Below are 16,705 nucleotides of genomic sequence, written 5' to 3' on the forward strand. Positions count from 1 at the left end.
TATGAACTTCTTCAAGAATCTATTTCGCAAATTCAAGAAAAATGAGGAGCAGGCTATGCCTGCTCCTGTTCGTCAGGAACAACAGCCCGTCGACCGGGAAATCGAAGCCCTCTATGCGGTGCTGGTGGATGTGATGGGAACGGAAAAGCTCGTAATTAAAGCCGGTAAAATGAAGGCTTTGCAGCTCATGCGTTCCGAAAACCGCTGTGACCGAGTACTGGCCCTGCAGCGCATCCTCGAAGAGGACCCGCTGATTTCACCAGCGCCGAAGGAAGCAGATCTGCCGAAGGTCATGGAACTGCTGTCGGAACGGACGGCAGACTTGGTGGCCCGCCGCAATGTGGAGGACCACATCGAGAAGAAGGTTTCGGAAAAACTGGAAAAGGAGCACCAGGAATATCTTAACGATATCCGCAAGCAGGTCATCAAAGAGGAAAAGCCCGGGGCTGAGTCTCCTCAGGACCGGAAGAAACGGGAAAAGCTCGAGGAGCTGGAAGCCGTTCATCTGACCCAGTCTATTATGGAATTGTTGCGGCCCCAGGACTTTTCGGAAATCGTTGGCCAGGAACGGGCGGTAAAATCGTTGATGGCAAAATTAAGCTCACCGTATCCCCAGCATTTGCTGCTCTATGGCCCGCCGGGCGTCGGCAAGACAACGGCGGCGCGGCTGGTGCTCGAGGCCGCTAAGAAAAAAGCCGCCTCGCCGTTTCGGGAGGAAGCACCATTCGTGGAGACCGATGGCACGACCCTTCGCTGGGACCCGCGGGATATGACCAATCCGCTGCTGGGGTCGGTTCATGACCCCATCTATCAGGGCGCCCAGCGCAATCTGGCGGATGGCGGCATCCCAGAGCCTAAACCGGGGCTGGTTACCGACGCCCATGGCGGCATCCTGTTCATCGATGAAATCGGTGAGATGGATGAAATGCTGCAGAATAAGCTGCTAAAGGTCCTGGAGGATAAGCGGGCCTTCTTTGAATCGGCCTATTATGACCCGACGGATGAAAAGGTTCCGCCGTATATCCATAAACTCTTTGAAGAGGGGGCACCGGCTGACTTCGTGCTGATTGGCGCTACGACCCGCGATGCCGGCCATATCAATCCGGCCCTGCGTTCCCGCTGTGCCGAGATTTATTTCGAGCCGCTGACTCCGCGTCATATCGAGGAAATCGTGACCAATGCGGCCGCCAAGCTCCATGTATCCATGGATGAGGGCGTGGCGGGCCTCATTAGTGAGTATACCATTGAAGGCCGTAAGGCTATCAATATCCTGGCCGATGCCTACAGCTTGGCCTTGGAAAAATGTGGGGCTGCCGATGAGGTTCCCGTGGAGAAAATCGCCAGCGGCGAAGGCCCGGAAGTTTCCATTACCAAGGCGGATATCTACGAAGTGGCCCAGGTCAGCCGGCTCTATCAATTCGTGACCAAGAAGGCCTCGGATAAGGCTTTGACCGGTCATATCTTCGGCCTTGGCGTATCGGGCTTTTTGGGTTCGGTCATCGAGATCGAGGCCGTGGCCTTTGAGGCCCATGAAAAGGGCAAGGGCACCGTCCGCTTCAATGAGACGGCAGGCTCCATGGCCAAGGATTCCGTGTTCAATGCGGCGTCGGTCATGCGGCGGCTGACGGGCAAGGATATCCATGACTACGACGTCCATATCAATGTAATTGGCGGCGGTAATATTGACGGCCCCAGTGCGGGCACGGCTATCCTGGCGGTGCTCACCAGTGCTATTACTGGCCGCAAAATCAAGCAGAATGTGGCGGTGACCGGCGAGATTTCCCTGCAGGGCCGAGTGCGCCCCGTGGGTGGTGTCTTTGAAAAAGCCTATGGCGCCAAGCAGGCGGGGATCAAGACCTTGATTATCCCGAAGGAAAACAGCAAGGATATTCCCAAGGAACACCTGGGGCTGGAAATCCATGCGGTAGAAACGGCAGACGAGGCATTTGCTATCCTATTCGAAGACGAATAAGCTTTTAGCATGCCTGGAAAGGATATAGAAATGGCATTACCAGAACGCGTCCCTCCTCAGAATATCGAAGCCGAGCAGGCTGTTCTGGGAGCGATGCTCATAAAGAAAGAAGCCATCATCGAGGTGCAGGAGATCCTGCAGCCGGATGACTTTTACCGCGAAGCCCATCGCATCGTCTATGAAGCGATGCTGGAACTATCGGGCAATGACGAGGCGGTTGACCTCGTCACCTTGACGGAGCAGTTGCGCAAGAGCGAGCAGCTGGAGAAAATCGGCGGCCTGCCCTTTATCACGCAGTTGGCCAATGCTGTGCCAACGGCAGCCAATGTGGGCTATCATGCGAAAATCGTCAAGGAAAAAGCGGAACTTCGCAACCTCATCAACGCGGCGACGAAAATTGCCAGTGCCGCCTACGAGGATACAGATTCCGTGGAAAATATCATGGATGAGGCAGAAAAGAGCATTTTGGCCGTAGCCAATCGTCAGAACGGCGGCGCTTTTGAATCCATGAAAAGCATCGTCATGCGAACCTTCGAGCGCATCAATGTGCTCTATGAGTCCAAGGGCGGTCTTACGGGTATTAGCTCGGGCTTTAAGGATTTGGATAAACTGACCTCTGGCTTGCAGAAATCCGATCTTATTTTAGTGGCAGCCCGTCCGTCCATGGGTAAGACGGCCTTTACCCTTAATATTGCCGCCTACTGCGGCCTTCACGACTGCAAGGTTGCGTTCTTCTCCTTGGAAATGAGTAAGGAGCAGCTCATGCAGCGCATGATGTGCTCCGAGGGCGGTATTGATGCCACGCGTCTGCGCACGGGACAGCTGGACGAAGGCGAGTGGAATAAGCTCGTAGAGACGGCAGACCGGCTCAGCCGCGCGCCTATCTTTATTGACGATACGGCGGGTATCACGGTCATGGACCTGCGTTCTAAGGCCCGCCGCCTAAAGGCCGAGCATGGCCTCGACCTCATCATCATCGACTATCTGCAGTTGATGCAGGGCCGCGCCAGCAAGAACAGCGACAACCGTCAGCAGGAAATCTCGGAGATTTCCCGTTCCCTCAAGGCTTTGGCCCGTGAGCTTGACGTGCCGGTCATCGCACTTTCCCAGCTTTCCCGCTCCGTTGAGAGCCGGCAGGTCAAGAAGCCGATGCTCTCAGATTTGCGTGAGTCCGGTTCCCTGGAGCAGGACGCGGATATCGTCATGTTCCTTTATCGTGAAGATTACTACGATAAGGATACGGAAAACAAAAATATTACGGAAATCATCGTCGCAAAACATCGTAATGGTCCCGTTGACAGCATCCAGCTGTTCTTCCAAAAGGAGTACACGAAGTTCCGCGATTTGCTGGTTCAGTAAATTTCATAAAGACTAAACCCTTTGGCTCAACAAGTCAAAGGGTTTTTGGTTATATTCCCATTTGTCCGTTCGTTATTTCGCGTTTCCCGATTCGAAGCAGCGCTTCGCCGCCACCAGGGACAGTGCCAACACTCCGCCAAGATGTTTTCCTAAACGAAATTTTTATACGCATTACGATAAGCATAATAGCTTAAGGTGCCACCTCATCCGCCCCTGACGGGGGCACCTTCCCCAGAGGGGAAGGCAGTTCTGTGACGGCTCTAACCTAGGCGGCGGGGGATACAGTACCATAAGCGGAGCCTTGACGTTCCGCGTGAAGCAAGAAATTTTTGCCTGCGTTCTCGTTGGAAAAGCAGTTTCGTCCAAGCGAAGCGCGCTTAACTGTTTTCCAACTCTTAATTAAAAGGCAAAAATTTCTTGTAGCGGGTTGTCACCGGTGAAGCGTTGGTACTGTATCCCCCGCCGCCGGCGATTTGCCGCGAACACGACCTTACGAACTACTCGATAAATGGGAATTTGTAGTACAGAGGGGGGAGGCTTTTGGGGTGTTGGCCGCCGTAGTTAATGTATCTGACTGTTTCTGATTATTTCTGCCCGATTTACGGATTTTCACTTGTTTTGTGTGATTTCCTCTTGACAAAACCAGTTCCACAAAGTAGACTATAAATATGAAATCGGTCTCACAAGAGTGATTATAACAAGAAGAGCTTTATGTTTTGGGAATTTTGGGAGGTATCATAATGAAAGACATCCGTCTGGACAGCCCGCTGAATGGTCAGCTGGTGGAACTGAAGGAAGTTAAGGACCCGGCATTTGCTGGCGGGGCTATGGGCCTTGGGGCAGGTGTAGTGAATCCGGATGGCAAAGTGTATTCGCCGGTAGACGGCGAAATTACGGTGCTGTTCGATACGAAACACGCCATTGGCATTCATTCGGTGGATGGGGCAGATATCCTGATCCATGTTGGCCTTGATACCGTTAAATTGGGTGGCGAGCACTTTGAGGCGAAGGTCGCCCAGGGGGATACCGTCAAGAAAGGCCAGCTGCTACTGGAATTTGATGCGGAGGCCATCAAGCAGGCTGGGTACGATACGACGACACCGGTTCTCGTGACAAATGCGGCGGAATTTGGCCAGGTGACGATTGCCCTTGGCGATAAGGAAATTACCTCCTCGGCGAACAATGGTGAGACGGCTGCCGCAGTGACGGATGATAGCGAATACGCAAACCTCCCGAAGGAAGTCCGGGTGGCAAAGCTCATCGAAAAATACGTTGGTGGCATGGAAAACGTCCGCAATGCAGAGCATTGTGCGACGCGTCTGCGCCTTATCATCAACGATAAATCCAAGATTGACGAAAAGGCTATCGAGAATATCGACGGGGTCAAAGGTCAGTTCTTCGCAGCTGCCCAGTACCAGATTATCCTGGGAACGGGCTTTGTCGACAAGGTTTTTGATGAATTCGTAAAGGGCACGAACTTCAGTGGTGTCAGCAACAAGGAAGAAGCCTATGCACAGATGACGCCGATTCAGAAGATTTCCCGTACTTTAGGCGACGTCTTTGTACCGATTATCCCGGTTCTCGTTGCAACCGGTCTTTTCATGGGACTGCGCGGTGCGGCCCAGAGTCTGGGGGTTCAGTTCAGTCCCAATGTGCTGCTGCTGTCCCAGATTTTGACGGATACGGCCTTCATCTTCCTGCCGGCGCTGGTCTGCTGGTCCACCATGAAGCGTTTCGGCGGCACGCCGGTCATCGGACTGGTTCTCGGCCTTATGCTGGTTGGTCCGCAGCTGCCAAATGCCTGGGCAGTTGCCGGTGGTGACGTCAAGCCGATTCCTATGGATATCTTTGGCATGACGATTGGTATCGTCGGCTATCAGGGGTCAGTTCTGCCGGCACTGGTTCTCGGTATTTTTGCGGCAAAACTCCAGAAGGCCCTGAAGTCCATCGTTCCGGATATTATCGACCTTATCGTTACGCCGTTTATCACGCTGTTTGTTTCGATGATTCTTGGTCTTATCATCATTGGACCCATTATGCATTCGCTGGAGACGACTATCTTTGGTGCTGTTTCGGCCTTCCTGCAGATGCCTATGGGCATTGGCGGTTTCATTGTCGGCGGTCTGCAGCAAGTCATCGTCGTATTCGGTGTTCATCATGTATTCAACGCCCTGGAAGTTCAGCTGCTGGCTACGACTGGTGTTGACCCATTCAACGCCATCATCACAGGTGCTATCGTTGCTCAGGGTGGTGCTGCTGTGGCTGTTGCCCTCAAGACGAAGGACAAGAAGAAACGCGCCCTCTACATTTCCTCGGCCGTTCCGGCTTTCCTGGGGATTACGGAGCCGGCAATCTTCGGTATTAACCTGCGCTTCATGAAGCCCTTCCTCTATGCCTTAGTTGGCGGTGCTTTCGCTGGCGGTGTGGCAAGTTTCCTGCATCTTGCTGGTACGGGCATGGGCATCACGGTTCTGCCGGGTACGCTCTTGTACCTTGACCATCTGCTGGAATACATCCTCGTAAATGCCATCGGCTTTGGCATTGCCTTCGGCCTGACCTTTACGTTGTTCACACCGGAAGAATAAAGAAGTAATTGAAAAGGCCTTCCCCGTATGGGGAAGGCTTTCCGTGTCGGAAAAGGGAGATTCGTTATGGAGAATTTCGATAAAAAAGCTATCGACGCCAAGCTGGCACAGGGATTCCCCCTTGAGCACCGTTGGCATAACCGCTTCCATTTGGAAATGCCGTTTGGTCTTATCAACGACCCCAACGGCCTGACCTACCACAATGGGGCGTATCATATCTTTTACCAGTGGAATCCGCTGGGCTGTGAGCATAAGAATAAATGCTGGGCCCATGTAAAGACCCGGGATTTCATTCATTACACAATGCCGGAGCTTTCCCTGTGGCCGGATGATGTTCATGACAAAGACGGCTGTTATTCTGGCTGCGGCGTTTCGGAGGAGGGAGAGCTGCGGGTACTCTACACCTGCAACCGCAAGGAGGATGGCGTCCGGATTCCGGCGCAGCGGTTCGGTACCCTCCAGACGGATGGCAGTGTGCGCAAGGATGAAATTATCATTCCGGACCATCCGGAGAAAATCACCGGACATTTCCGGGACCCCTTCCTGTTCACCCGCCATGGCCGCCGCTATCTCATAATCGGCGCTCAGCGGGAAGAGGATGAAAAGGGAACGGCCCTTATCTATGAAGAAGTGGCGGAAAAGTGGAAAAATCTCGGTGAGATACACACGCGGCTGGGGGATTTCGGCTATATGTGGGAATGCCCCAATCTCTTGCAGTTTGGCAGTTACGATGTAATGATTTTCTGCCCCCAGGGACTTTCTGCCCGGGCTTATGACCGTCAGAACATCTATCAGGCAGGCTATATTGCCGGCCATCTGTCCTTGGACAGCATGGATATGATGCAGCATACGAAATTCCAGGAACTGGATCGGGGCTTTGATTTTTATGCCCCGCAGGTGTTCGAGCATGAAGGCCGTCATCTGTTGATTGGCTGGATGGGAATGCCCGATAAGGATGAGGATTATCCCTCGAAAGAGCAGGGGTGGATGTACAGTTTGACTATGCCCAGGGAATTGCGGCTTCGCCAGGGGCATATCTATTCGCGGCCAGCCCGGGAGCTGCGGGACCTTCGGGTAAAGGAGTCGGCTACTCAACTGGAGGCTTCCTCGGTATCGTCACTGCGCCAGCCCCTCTTTGGTGGTTCGGAAATCTTGTTGGAATTGGAGCTGGGGGAGGCAAAAATCCTATCCTGTGTTTTGCATTATGGTTTGGAAAAGCTGGTATTCAGTTATGACCGAGAGCAGCAGACCATGACCATTGACCGTGAGGGCATGAAGAAAGGCGGCCGCGGAAAGCGGGTGTTCAAGCTGTTTGTTGACCAGAAGCTGTCGCTGCAGCTCTTTGTCGATAAGGCGGCCGTGGAGGTCTTCTTCCAGCATGGCGAGGAAGTAGCAAGTCTGCTGGTGTTCCCCGAAAAGAATATCCAGCCGGAGCTGGAGGTTCGGAGCGACAGCCCGCTAAAAGCCATAATGGGCACGGTTTGGGAATTGGATTCGTATAAATATCAGCTGAATTCGTGACCTATATGAATAAGCCCCTGAAACCATTGGTTTCAGGGGCTTATTCATGTCAGAAAACCGGTCAAAGCCGGATTTCAAAGGGGATTAGTTGTTTACTGCACGTTCCTCCGTTGAGGACGCTAATGGAATCCGACGAATTCGCTCAAAGGGGATTGAATCAAACGAGTATCGGATATCAAGATACGAGCCAGAACAGGTAAACACGATTTTCTTAAGGGGGAACCTCGATGTTTTCTTAATCTGTTTTATATAGAAATGCGCATCTTCCGCAGAAAACGGTCCTTTAGCGATGATAACGCGGACGTTATCAATGAACATGGGGAAACACCTCCAACAATACATCCGTACAACTGTCAGGTCCGGGTAAGACCCTGCAGGGGGAGCCTGCATGACAGCATCTTTGGTTGTTAGCGATGGGATGGATAGGGGTTATCCTTCAACAACATAATTAGCATTATACTATGGATTATTTTGTTTGTGAAGCGGCGTATGGTGCTTATTACCCGAAAAGTCCTGCATTTCATGGAATTATTACCAGTCTATAATGGGAATAAACGAAAAAACGCCGTTTTCTGAAAGATTACGGCGTTTTTCGTGTATACAAAAGACATTTTTGCTCAAGCACAGTCTTTAAATTTTAGTTTTTTTAGATGAAATACATCAGGCTGTCGGCGTCTTTTTGGGCATCAAGTGCTGTCAGGATATCGTCCAGGCGGACATTGGACAGGGTATCTTTGATGTTATCATCCAGCGGCGTAAAGACCTTGGTGGCAAGGGCACGGTTAAGCTCTGGCATCTTGTCCGAGGCTGGGGCTGCTTTTTCCATTAGGGATAGTTCAATCGAAGAAAGAATATCGTAGGCACTGATAGCGCGCGGTTCACGAGCCAGCTGGTAACCGCCCTGGGAACCTTTGATGGAATTGACCAGATTAGCGCGTTTTAAAAGCGAGAAAACCTGCTCTAAATAAATCTTGGAGATGCCGAGTTTTTCCGAAATGCTGATGATGGTAACGGGGGAGCCCGAAGCGTAATTGCGAGCTAAATAGGTCATAGCAGCGAGACCATAGCGTCCTTTGGCAGAAATCTTCATATAATATACCTCGTTTCCGAAAATGCTCAGTGGTTATACATATATAGATGATATGTTATGCTTGTATAGTATATGATAGTGAAAATAGCGGAAAAAGTCAAGGCGGAAACATTGACAAAAAATGAAAACTGTGTTAATATGTAAACATATTAATCATATATGTTTTTACTTGAAGCTGATTTATGAAGTGGAGGCGTTTTCTAATGGGTAATATTTACAATAGCGTAACAGAATTGATTGGCGGCACGCCGCTGCTTAAAGCCAATAACTTTATCAAAGCGAATGATTTGAAGGCCAATCTTTTGGTGAAGCTTGAGTATTTCAATCCGGCTGGATCGGTCAAGGACCGCATCGCCAAGGCGATGATTGAACAGGCGGAAAAAGATGGCAAGCTTACGAAGGATTCGGTTATCATAGAGCCAACTTCCGGCAACACGGGAATTGGCCTGGCCAGTGTGGCAGCAGCTCGCGGCTATAAGGCTATCCTCACGATGCCGGAAACCATGAGCGTGGAACGCCGCAATCTTTTGAAGGCATATGGTGCCCAGATTGTCCTGACGGATGGTTCCAAAGGCATGAAGGGGGCCATTGACAAGGCTGAGGAACTGGCAAAGACGACGCCTCATTCCTTTATCCCCGCGCAGTTCACGAACCAGGCTAATCCAGCTGCCCATGAGGCAACTACTGGTCCGGAAATCTGGAATGATGCCGATGGCAAGGTTGATGCGTTCGTGGCTGGTGTCGGTACGGGCGGTACGCTGACGGGCGTAGCCCGCTATCTGAAGAAGCAGAAACAGGATGTCCATATTGTAGCCGTGGAGCCGGCTACGAGCCCGGTTTTGTCGAAGGGCCAGGCTGGCCCCCATAAGATTCAGGGTATTGGTGCGGGTTTCGTGCCGGATACACTGGACACGACTGTTTATGATGAAGTCATTGCCATCGCCAATGAGGATTCGTTCCAGTATGGCCGCCAGTTCTCCCACAGTGAGGGCATTTTGGTAGGCATTTCCTCCGGTGCGGCGCTGGCAGCTGCGGTACAGCTGGCAAAACGCCCGGAATATGAAGGCAAGAATATTGTCGTGCTGCTGCCAGATACGGGTGACCGCTATCTTTCCACGGAGCTGTTTGCAGAATAAATATAGAAGAGTAACGTCCGCTGCCTTAAGCCTTAAGGCAGCGGATTTTTATTGTCAAATTACAGTTTGCAGGGGAGTAGTACCCAGTTCGTGTTCGAGATAAGTCGCCGGCGGCGGGGGCCCCAGTACCAACGCTCCACCGGTGACAACCCGCTACAAGAAATTTTTGCCTTTTAATTAAGAGTTGGAAAACAGTTAAACGCGCTTCGCTTGGACGAAACTGCTTTTCCAACGAGAACGCAGGCAAAAATTTCTTGCTTCACGCGGAACGTCAAGGCTACGCTTATGGTACTGGGGCCCCCGCCGCCTAGGTTAAAGCCGGCACGAATTGCTGCACCCTCGGAGGGGGGAGCCCTGCGAAACTCGCCACATCCTCAGCCGCCGCTAGGGACAGTGCCATAAACGAAGCGTTTGATGTTTTCCGTGAAGAACGAAATTTTTATCCTCACTTCTCGTCGAAAAATTGCTACCGTTCAAGCGAAGCGCGTTTTGCAACTTTTTCGATGCTTAATTAAAGATAAAAATTTCGTTTAGGAAAACATCTCCCGCGTAGTGTTGGCACTGCCCCCAGCGGCGGCGAAGAGCTGCTTCGAATGAGGCTCCGCTAACCGATAAACTGTAATTTTCCACTGGTTTCGATGTGGCGTTAGGGGCTGGGGCGTGTTCGTCAGATGGTGTGATTTATGTTATAATAGCCCCGTAATGATTTATGAAATTTCTTTTATTTATAGAGGCAGAGGGGGAGCAAGTTGCGCATCGTAGTGGTAGGTGCCGGTAAGCTGGGGTATAGCATTGCCGAGCTGTTGTCAAAGGAACAATTTGATGTGGTCGTTGTGGACCAGGATGAGAGTCAGCTGGAAGCAGCTAAGAACACGCTGGACGTGCTCACCATTGCGGCCAATGGCGCCAGCCCGATTACCATGAACGACCCGGATATCCGAGACTCGGATATCCTTATTGCTGTGACTGCCAGTGACGAAGTCAATATGGTCAGCTGTATTTTGGCGAAGAAGCATGGCATCAAGCATACGATTGCCCGAATTCGCGATATGCAGTTCATGAGTGAGGCCAAGGACTATCTCAAGGACAACTTCGACATTGATTTGATGCTGAACCCAGAGCTCATTACCGCTAACGAAATCAACCGCATTTTGATGACGCCGGCGGCCCTTGATGTGGAGGATTTCGCCCATGGCAAAATCCGCTTATTCGAGACGAAGGTTCAGCGCAAATCGCCGCTGGCCCGGGTTCCCCTCAGGGATATCCAGTTGCCGAAGGGCGTGCTGGCCGGCATGATTTTCCGGGATCACCGCATGATTATCCCTCATGGTGATGACTGCCTGCTGCCTCATGATAATGCCTATTTCATCGGCATTCCGGAGGAGATTGAGAAGTTCAGCCAGAGTTTTGTCCAGCGCGATGCCCGCAAGCTTCACCGCGTGGTTATCATCGGTGCTGGCCGTGCCGGAAGGGCCTTGGCGACGATGTTCGATAAGCAGGATGTCCATGTAAAGGTCATCGATAAGGACCACGAGCGCTGCCGGCTGATGGCTGGCCTGCTGGAAAACGGCATCGCCATTTGCGGCGATGGTACGGATATCGATTTGCTCACGGAAGAGGGAGTAGCTGAGGCCGACGTGGTGGTCTGCCTGACGGAAGATGATAAGCTCAATCTGATGTTGGCCCTGTTATCGCGGCATTTGTCGGGCAACAAGACCAAGACCGTTGTTCGCGTTGCCCGCAATGAATATGTGGAGCTCATGGAGAAGGTGGGTGTCGATATCGTTCTGTCGGCGCGCCTGCTCTCGGCCAGTGAGGTGTTGGCCTTTGCCCGCCGTGGCGGCGTTGTATCGGTATCGCTGCTGGAAGGCGCCAAAGCTGAGGCCGTGGAAGTTATTGTGCAACAAGGAGCTCCGGTGGCGGGGAAACGCCTGATGGACGTCAAGCTGCCCCGGGAGTGTCTGGTCTGCGCTTACGTTCGCGATGGTGAGGCAGTTATCCCGAATGGTAATACGGTACTGCAGCCTGGTGACCGGACGATCCTGTTTATCCAGACGAAATTCTCGCAGAAGGTTATTCAGTATTTCAAGGGCAGGGACTGATATGGCACTGATGGAAAAAGGAAGCGGCTGGGAGCTGTTCTGGCTGCTGATGGGGCGCACGTCCTCCATTTTGGGGCTGGCGATGCTGGTTCCGGCGGTGGTGGCCTTGTTCTGGCAGGAGCCAGAGGCTTGGCTGTTTTTGATGCCGGCCAGTTTTGCCCTGTTTTTGGGCGTCTTCATGATGTGGATGGGGCAGGACCACATGCGCCAGCTTACCATTCGTGAGGGAGCACTCTTTATGGTGTTGGTCTGGCCCTTTATGGGGATGATTGGACTGATGCCCTATTATAGTTCCGGATTGCTGCCCAACTGGTTTTCAGCCTTTTTCGAGAGCATCTCGTCCCTTACAACGACGGGGCTTTCGTGTCTGCCGTTTGACCGCGCGGGGTTGCCGCGCTCTTTGCTTTTATGGCATACGCTGATGAGCTGGCTGGGCGGGCTTACCTTTGTGTCCGTATTGGTTACGGTACTGCCTCAGGTCAGCGGTTGTTTTGGCTTAACGCTTTCGGCGCGGCAGACGATTTTTTTCAGCCCCGTTTGGAACCGCATGAGCCAATCGGTCAATCAGGGGGTCAGCGTGTATTCCGGTTTGACTTTGCTGGCTGCGATGCTTTTCTGGTTGGCGGGCTTGTCTCCCTTTGATGCCCTGTTGCAGTCCATGCTGACGATTTCCTCCAGTGGCGGCAGTTCGGTGGCATCCTTTATGTTCTACGACAATGTCTGGTTGGAACTGGCCGCTGTGCTGGCCATGGTGATTTCGGGTATGAATCTATTGCTTTGCTGGAAGGTCTGGAACCGTAAAAGTTTCTGGCTTCTCTGGAAAGACACGGAACTGCGCGCTTTTTTGCTGATTTTCCTGTTGGCAGGCAGCATGATTTCCCTGCATTTGTATCTCATGCAGTGCTATGGTGGGGCCGGCAGTATCCGTTATGGTTTTTTCCAGGCGATATCCTTCTTGTCCACCAGCGGCTTTGCCTCGGCAAGTTTTTGGTATTGGCCGGATTTTGACCGGTATGTGTTATTCCTGCTGGTCTTTGTGGGCGGCTGTATCGGTTCGGCTGGTGGCGGCCTGAAGGTAGTCCGCATTTTGGTTCTGTTGCGGATGGCCCGGGCGGAGATTCATCGGACCCTGCATCCCCATATGGTGGTCAGCGTCAAGATGGATGGCTTGCCAGTGGCGGCGAAGATTGTGGGTCGCATTTTGGCCTTTTTCTTTTTATATGTGCTGATTTTTACGGTCTTTTCCCTGCTGATTTCCATTACGGGTCTGGGCCTTTTGCCCTCCATGGGAATCGCTGCGGGCTGCCTGACCAGTACAGGTTCCACGGCGGCGCTCTTTGGCATCGGCAGTTTGGCCTTTTTGCCTGATTGGGGGAAATTTGTTTGCAGTTTGCTGATGATTATCGGACGTGTCGAAATTTTTTCCTTTTTGATTTTGATCGATGTGGGCGTGCGGATGCTCCACCAGAAGTGGTGAAACTATGGATTTGAAAATAGTCTGTTATATTCTGGGAAGACTGGTAATTGCCGAGACGATTATCATGCTTATTCCCTTTTTTATGGCCCTGTACAATGGTGAGGCGAGCATCCAGGGATTTGCCGTGGCTTTGGGCCTTTGCGCGTCCGTGGGCATGGTTTTGCTCAGCAACGGACGGGTGCGGGTGGAACATCTGACCATGCGCGAGGGCATTGCCATCACGGGGATTGGCTGGATAATGGCAACGTCCCTGGGTATGCTGCCCTTTGTCTGCGGCGGCTATCTCGGTGTTCTCGATGCCTGGTTTGAAAGCATTTCCGGGTTTACGGGAACCGGGGCAACTGTCATGGAAAATTTGTCGGTCATTCCCCCTAGTATTTTGTTCTGGCGTATGATGACCCATTGGTTCGGCGGCTTGGGGATTATCGTCATCTTTATTGCCTTGCTGCCCCAGACGGGGCAGAGCACGGTCTACATGTATAATGCGGAGACGACTGGTCCCACCCGGGAACGCGTCCTGCCGCGGTTGCGGGATATGACCAAGGCCTTGTTCCAGATGTATATGATGTTTACCGTGATTGCGATGGTGGTTTACTGCTTTTGCGGCCTGTCGCTCTACGATGCGGTAACCCATGCCATGAGCACCATAGGTACCGGCGGCTTTTCCACTTATGACGATAATGCCATGCATTTTGACAATATTCCCCTGGAAGCCTGGATGACGTTTTTCATGATTTTGGCCGGGGGCAATTTTGGCCTCTATTACCGGGTTTGGCGCAAGGGACCTGGGGTGATCCGTCACAATTCGGAGTTCAAGGCTTATATCGGCATAGAGATTGCGGCCATGCTGCTGATTACCGCCAATCTCGTTTGTTCTATGGATGTAAATCCCTTTGAGGCCTTTCGCTATGCCAGTTTCCAAGTGGGTTCCATTTCGACTACGGGGTTCGTTTCGGCAGATTTTGACCAGTGGCCGGGGTTCTCCAAGGGAATCCTGCTGCTACTGATGATATGCGGTGGCTGTGCTGGTTCGACGGCTGGCGGCATGAAGGTGAGCCGTATGGTTTTGCTGGTGAAAAATGCCTGGGCGGTGGTGCACCAGAAGTTGTCGCCGCGCCGGGTGGTGGAAGTCCATATGAATGGCAGTAAGGTGGATGAAGAAACCCTGCTTCGCGTGGGGCAGTTCTTTTTCCTGTATATCCTGTTCATTGTATTTTGGGCTTTGCTGCTGACGGCTGACGGGCTGCCGGTATTCGACTCACTGGGGATAAGCATCACGGTCATGGGCAGCGTGGGGCCGGCCTTTGGGGTGGCGGGAGCGACTTGCACCTATGCCGGTTTGTCGGTCTTTGCCAAGAGCATCCTCTGTGTGGCCATGCTCTTGGGGCGTTTGGAGATGTTTACCCTGCTGATCATGCTGTCGCCAGATTTCTGGCAAAAGGGAAACCGTTGGTAAATGGGAAGGGGATTTTTTTGTGCTGAGTAATTTGTTTGTGGCCATTGGTGCAGTCGTGCCGATGTTTTGCCTGATTCTTATCGGCGTGTTCGTCAAGCGGACGAAAATGCTGACGGACGAGGAACTGGTTCATACGAACCGCATGGTGTTCCGCGTCTTTTTCTTCTGCATGATGTTCTATAACATCTATACGACGGATTTGTCCAAGACGTTCCGTCCGGGACTCATGCTGTTTGGCGGCCTAGGGGTCATTGCGGTATTTTTGCTGGCCACGCTCTTTGTCTGCAAATTCGAGCCGAGCAATAAGCGGCGCGGCGCGATGATCCAGGCGATTTTCCGCAGTAATTTCGTTTTGATGGGGATTCCCCTGGTGAGCAATATTTTCGGCGAGGACCAGCTGGCTCTGCCGACGATGATGATTGCCATCGTTGTGCCGATTTACAATGTGGTGGCGGTGTTTGTGCTGGAGACTTTTCGGGGCGGCCGGTTCTATCTGCCGGGGATTTTACTGGGGGTGCTGAAAAATCCGATGATTCTCGGCGCGATTGCCGCGGTGGTATTCCTGCTGGTGGGGGTACCGGTGCCAGCACCGGTACTAAAGCCCATCAAACAGGTGGCGGCGGCGACGACGCCGGTGGCGCTGATTATTCTGGGGGCATCCTTTAAGGGCAGCAGCTTCCACGCCCATGTGAAACAGTTGGTGGCCTGCGTGGCAGTACGCCTTATCCTAGTGCCAGCGGTTATGATTGGCCTAGCCATTTATCTGGGATTCCGGGGCATGGAGCTCATCACCCTCACGGCGATTTTTGCTTCCCCCTGCGCGGTGGCCAGCTTTGCCATGGCACAGCAGATGGGAAGTGATGCGGATTTGGCAGGGAACTGCGTCGTCTATACCAGTGCTCTTTCCTGTTTGACGCTTTTTGGCTGGGTGTTTGCCTTAAAGTCCTTGGGCCTGTTCTAAGGATGGGTTAAGTTGACGGTATCCAGCTGGTCCGATATAATTAGGATAGTGTGATTTTGAATGAAAGACCTGGTTTGACTGGTTGATTTAGAAGGAGTGTCCGCGAGTGAAAAGAGCAATTGTATGCGGTGTGGCTGTGGTTGCAAGCATCCTGTTTGGCGGCATGGCACTGGCTATGGCTGCACAGGAGCAGGCAGCTCAGGCAGAAGAGCAGCAGAAATATGTAGAATCGGACGATGTATTCCGCACGGCGGGCCTTGGCAGCGGCCAGCTGACGGGGGAATACCGGTTGACGAAATACGATGTTATTTCGTTGAATATCGTCGGCTTCCCGGAGGGGCTGGGATATTCAACGGTCAATGGTTCCATTAGCTCTAGCAGCTCTAGCAGCTCTAGCAGTTCGAATGATTTGCTGATTGGCCCGGATGGCCGCGCGGCAATTCCTTATATCGGCAATGTGAAATTGGCTGGCCTGACTCTCAATGAAGCAAAAGAGCTCATTCAGAGCAAGCTTTCCGAATACCTCCGCATCCCCAGCATGTCGGTATCGGTTAAGAACTATGGCAAGCGCAAGATTTACGTTATGGGCGAGGTGGAAAAACCGGGCATTCAGGAATTGGATATCGATAGCCTCAATGCCTATGCAGCCATCACTTCGGCGGGCGGCTTCACGAAACGCGGCCGCAGCACGCGGGTGCAGGTACTGCGCGTTATCGATGACACGATGTACTATACGCAGCTGAATATGAAAACGTATGTAAAACGTCATGACCTGACGCAAAATGTCGTCTTGCAGGATGGCGATATCGTCTATGTGCCGAAATCCAACGGTATTCGCTGGAACGAGGACGTATTGCCGTATGTCAGTGCTTGGGCATTATATAAGAATTTGACCGATTAATCGGGGTTCAACAGGAACCGCTGGTTTGTAAAGAACCGGCGGTTTTTTGTTGCGCAAATTACAGTTTATCGGTTCGTGGAACCTTATTCGAAGCAGCTCTTCGCCGCCGCTAGGGGCAGTGCCAACACTACGCGGGAGATGTTTT

General features: G+C 52.3%; 11 protein-coding genes. 10 read left to right on the plus strand and 1 reads right to left on the minus strand.

The genetic code is table 11. The features are described 5' to 3' along the window. The first annotated feature begins 1 nt into the window (after nt 1). The 4 genes from lonC (at nt 2) to BLQ36_RS12180 (ending at nt 7,437) form a co-directional block, all read left to right on the plus strand. Entirely contained in the window at nt 2-1,972 is a 1,971-nt protein-coding gene (lonC, locus tag BLQ36_RS12165; protein WP_074515842.1) for a Lon family ATP-dependent protease, read from the plus strand. Nucleotides 1,973-2,002: 30 nt separating this feature from the next. Next, nucleotides 2,003-3,331 (plus strand): replicative DNA helicase, encoded by a 1,329-nt coding sequence (gene dnaB, locus BLQ36_RS12170; protein WP_033171251.1) that lies wholly within the window; start codon nt 2,003-2,005, stop codon nt 3,329-3,331. A 740-nt stretch (nt 3,332-4,071) separates the two neighbouring features. Continuing rightward, nucleotides 4,072-5,916 (plus strand): glucose PTS transporter subunit IIA, encoded by a 1,845-nt coding sequence (locus BLQ36_RS12175; protein ID WP_074515843.1) that lies wholly within the window; start codon nt 4,072-4,074, stop codon nt 5,914-5,916. Between the two features lie 66 nt (nt 5,917-5,982). After that, on the plus strand, nt 5,983-7,437 hold the full coding sequence (locus BLQ36_RS12180; RefSeq protein ID WP_074515844.1) for a glycoside hydrolase family 32 protein: 1,455 nt from the start codon (nt 5,983-5,985) through the stop codon (nt 7,435-7,437). Between the two features lie 646 nt (nt 7,438-8,083). Here BLQ36_RS12180 and BLQ36_RS12190 read toward each other — a convergent pair. Beyond that, nucleotides 8,084-8,527 (minus strand): RrF2 family transcriptional regulator, encoded by a 444-nt coding sequence (locus BLQ36_RS12190; protein WP_074515846.1) that lies wholly within the window; start codon nt 8,525-8,527, stop codon nt 8,084-8,086. A 203-nt stretch (nt 8,528-8,730) separates the two neighbouring features. On the opposite strand from BLQ36_RS12190, the gene cysK reads away from it, so the two are divergent. From cysK to BLQ36_RS12220, 6 genes are all read left to right on the plus strand, one after another. Further along, nucleotides 8,731-9,663 carry a cysteine synthase A gene (cysK, locus tag BLQ36_RS12195; protein ID WP_074515847.1) on the plus strand — a complete coding sequence of 311 codons (933 nt, stop codon included), beginning with the start codon at nt 8,731-8,733 and terminating at the stop codon, nt 9,661-9,663. A gap of 749 nt (nt 9,664-10,412) precedes the next feature. After that, nucleotides 10,413-11,765 (plus strand): Trk system potassium transporter TrkA, encoded by a 1,353-nt coding sequence (gene trkA / locus BLQ36_RS12200; RefSeq protein ID WP_074515848.1) that lies wholly within the window; start codon nt 10,413-10,415, stop codon nt 11,763-11,765. A 1-nt stretch (nt 11,766) separates the two neighbouring features. Continuing rightward, entirely contained in the window at nt 11,767-13,242 is a 1,476-nt protein-coding gene (locus BLQ36_RS12205; protein ID WP_081342357.1) for a TrkH family potassium uptake protein, read from the plus strand. A 4-nt stretch (nt 13,243-13,246) separates the two neighbouring features. Then, nucleotides 13,247-14,698, plus strand: coding sequence for a TrkH family potassium uptake protein (locus tag BLQ36_RS12210; RefSeq protein WP_074515849.1), 1,452 nt, complete (start codon nt 13,247-13,249; stop codon nt 14,696-14,698). A 19-nt stretch (nt 14,699-14,717) separates the two neighbouring features. Continuing rightward, a complete protein-coding gene (locus BLQ36_RS12215) occupies nt 14,718-15,659 on the plus strand; it encodes an AEC family transporter (RefSeq protein ID WP_074515850.1) in 942 nt (313 codons plus the stop codon). Nucleotides 15,660-15,765: 106 nt separating this feature from the next. After that, complete coding sequence (locus BLQ36_RS12220; RefSeq protein WP_074515851.1) at nt 15,766-16,560, plus strand: polysaccharide biosynthesis/export family protein; 795 nt, start codon at nt 15,766-15,768, stop codon at nt 16,558-16,560. Nucleotides 16,561-16,705: the final 145 nt, after the last annotated feature.

Origin of the sequence: Selenomonas sp. WCT3, from assembly GCA_900100835.1 — a bacterium.
Lineage (GTDB): Bacteria > Bacillota > Negativicutes > Selenomonadales > Selenomonadaceae > Selenomonas_A > Selenomonas_A ruminantium_E.

What these genes read in the sequence shown, in the direction of transcription:
- lonC (WP_074515842.1), top strand. Translation starts at nt 2, where the DNA reads ATGAACTTCTTCAAGAATCTATTTCGCAAATTCAAGAAAAATGAGGAG.
- dnaB (WP_033171251.1), top strand. Translation starts at nt 2,003, where the DNA reads ATGGCATTACCAGAACGCGTCCCTCCTCAGAATATCGAAGCCGAGCAG.
- BLQ36_RS12175 (WP_074515843.1), top strand. Translation starts at nt 4,072, where the DNA reads ATGAAAGACATCCGTCTGGACAGCCCGCTGAATGGTCAGCTGGTGGAA.
- BLQ36_RS12180 (WP_074515844.1), top strand. Translation starts at nt 5,983, where the DNA reads ATGGAGAATTTCGATAAAAAAGCTATCGACGCCAAGCTGGCACAGGGA.
- BLQ36_RS12190 (WP_074515846.1), bottom strand. Translation starts at nt 8,527, where the DNA reads ATGAAGATTTCTGCCAAAGGACGCTATGGTCTCGCTGCTATGACCTAT.
- cysK (WP_074515847.1), top strand. Translation starts at nt 8,731, where the DNA reads ATGGGTAATATTTACAATAGCGTAACAGAATTGATTGGCGGCACGCCG.
- BLQ36_RS12205 (WP_081342357.1), top strand. Translation starts at nt 11,767, where the DNA reads ATGGCACTGATGGAAAAAGGAAGCGGCTGGGAGCTGTTCTGGCTGCTG.
- BLQ36_RS12210 (WP_074515849.1), top strand. Translation starts at nt 13,247, where the DNA reads ATGGATTTGAAAATAGTCTGTTATATTCTGGGAAGACTGGTAATTGCC.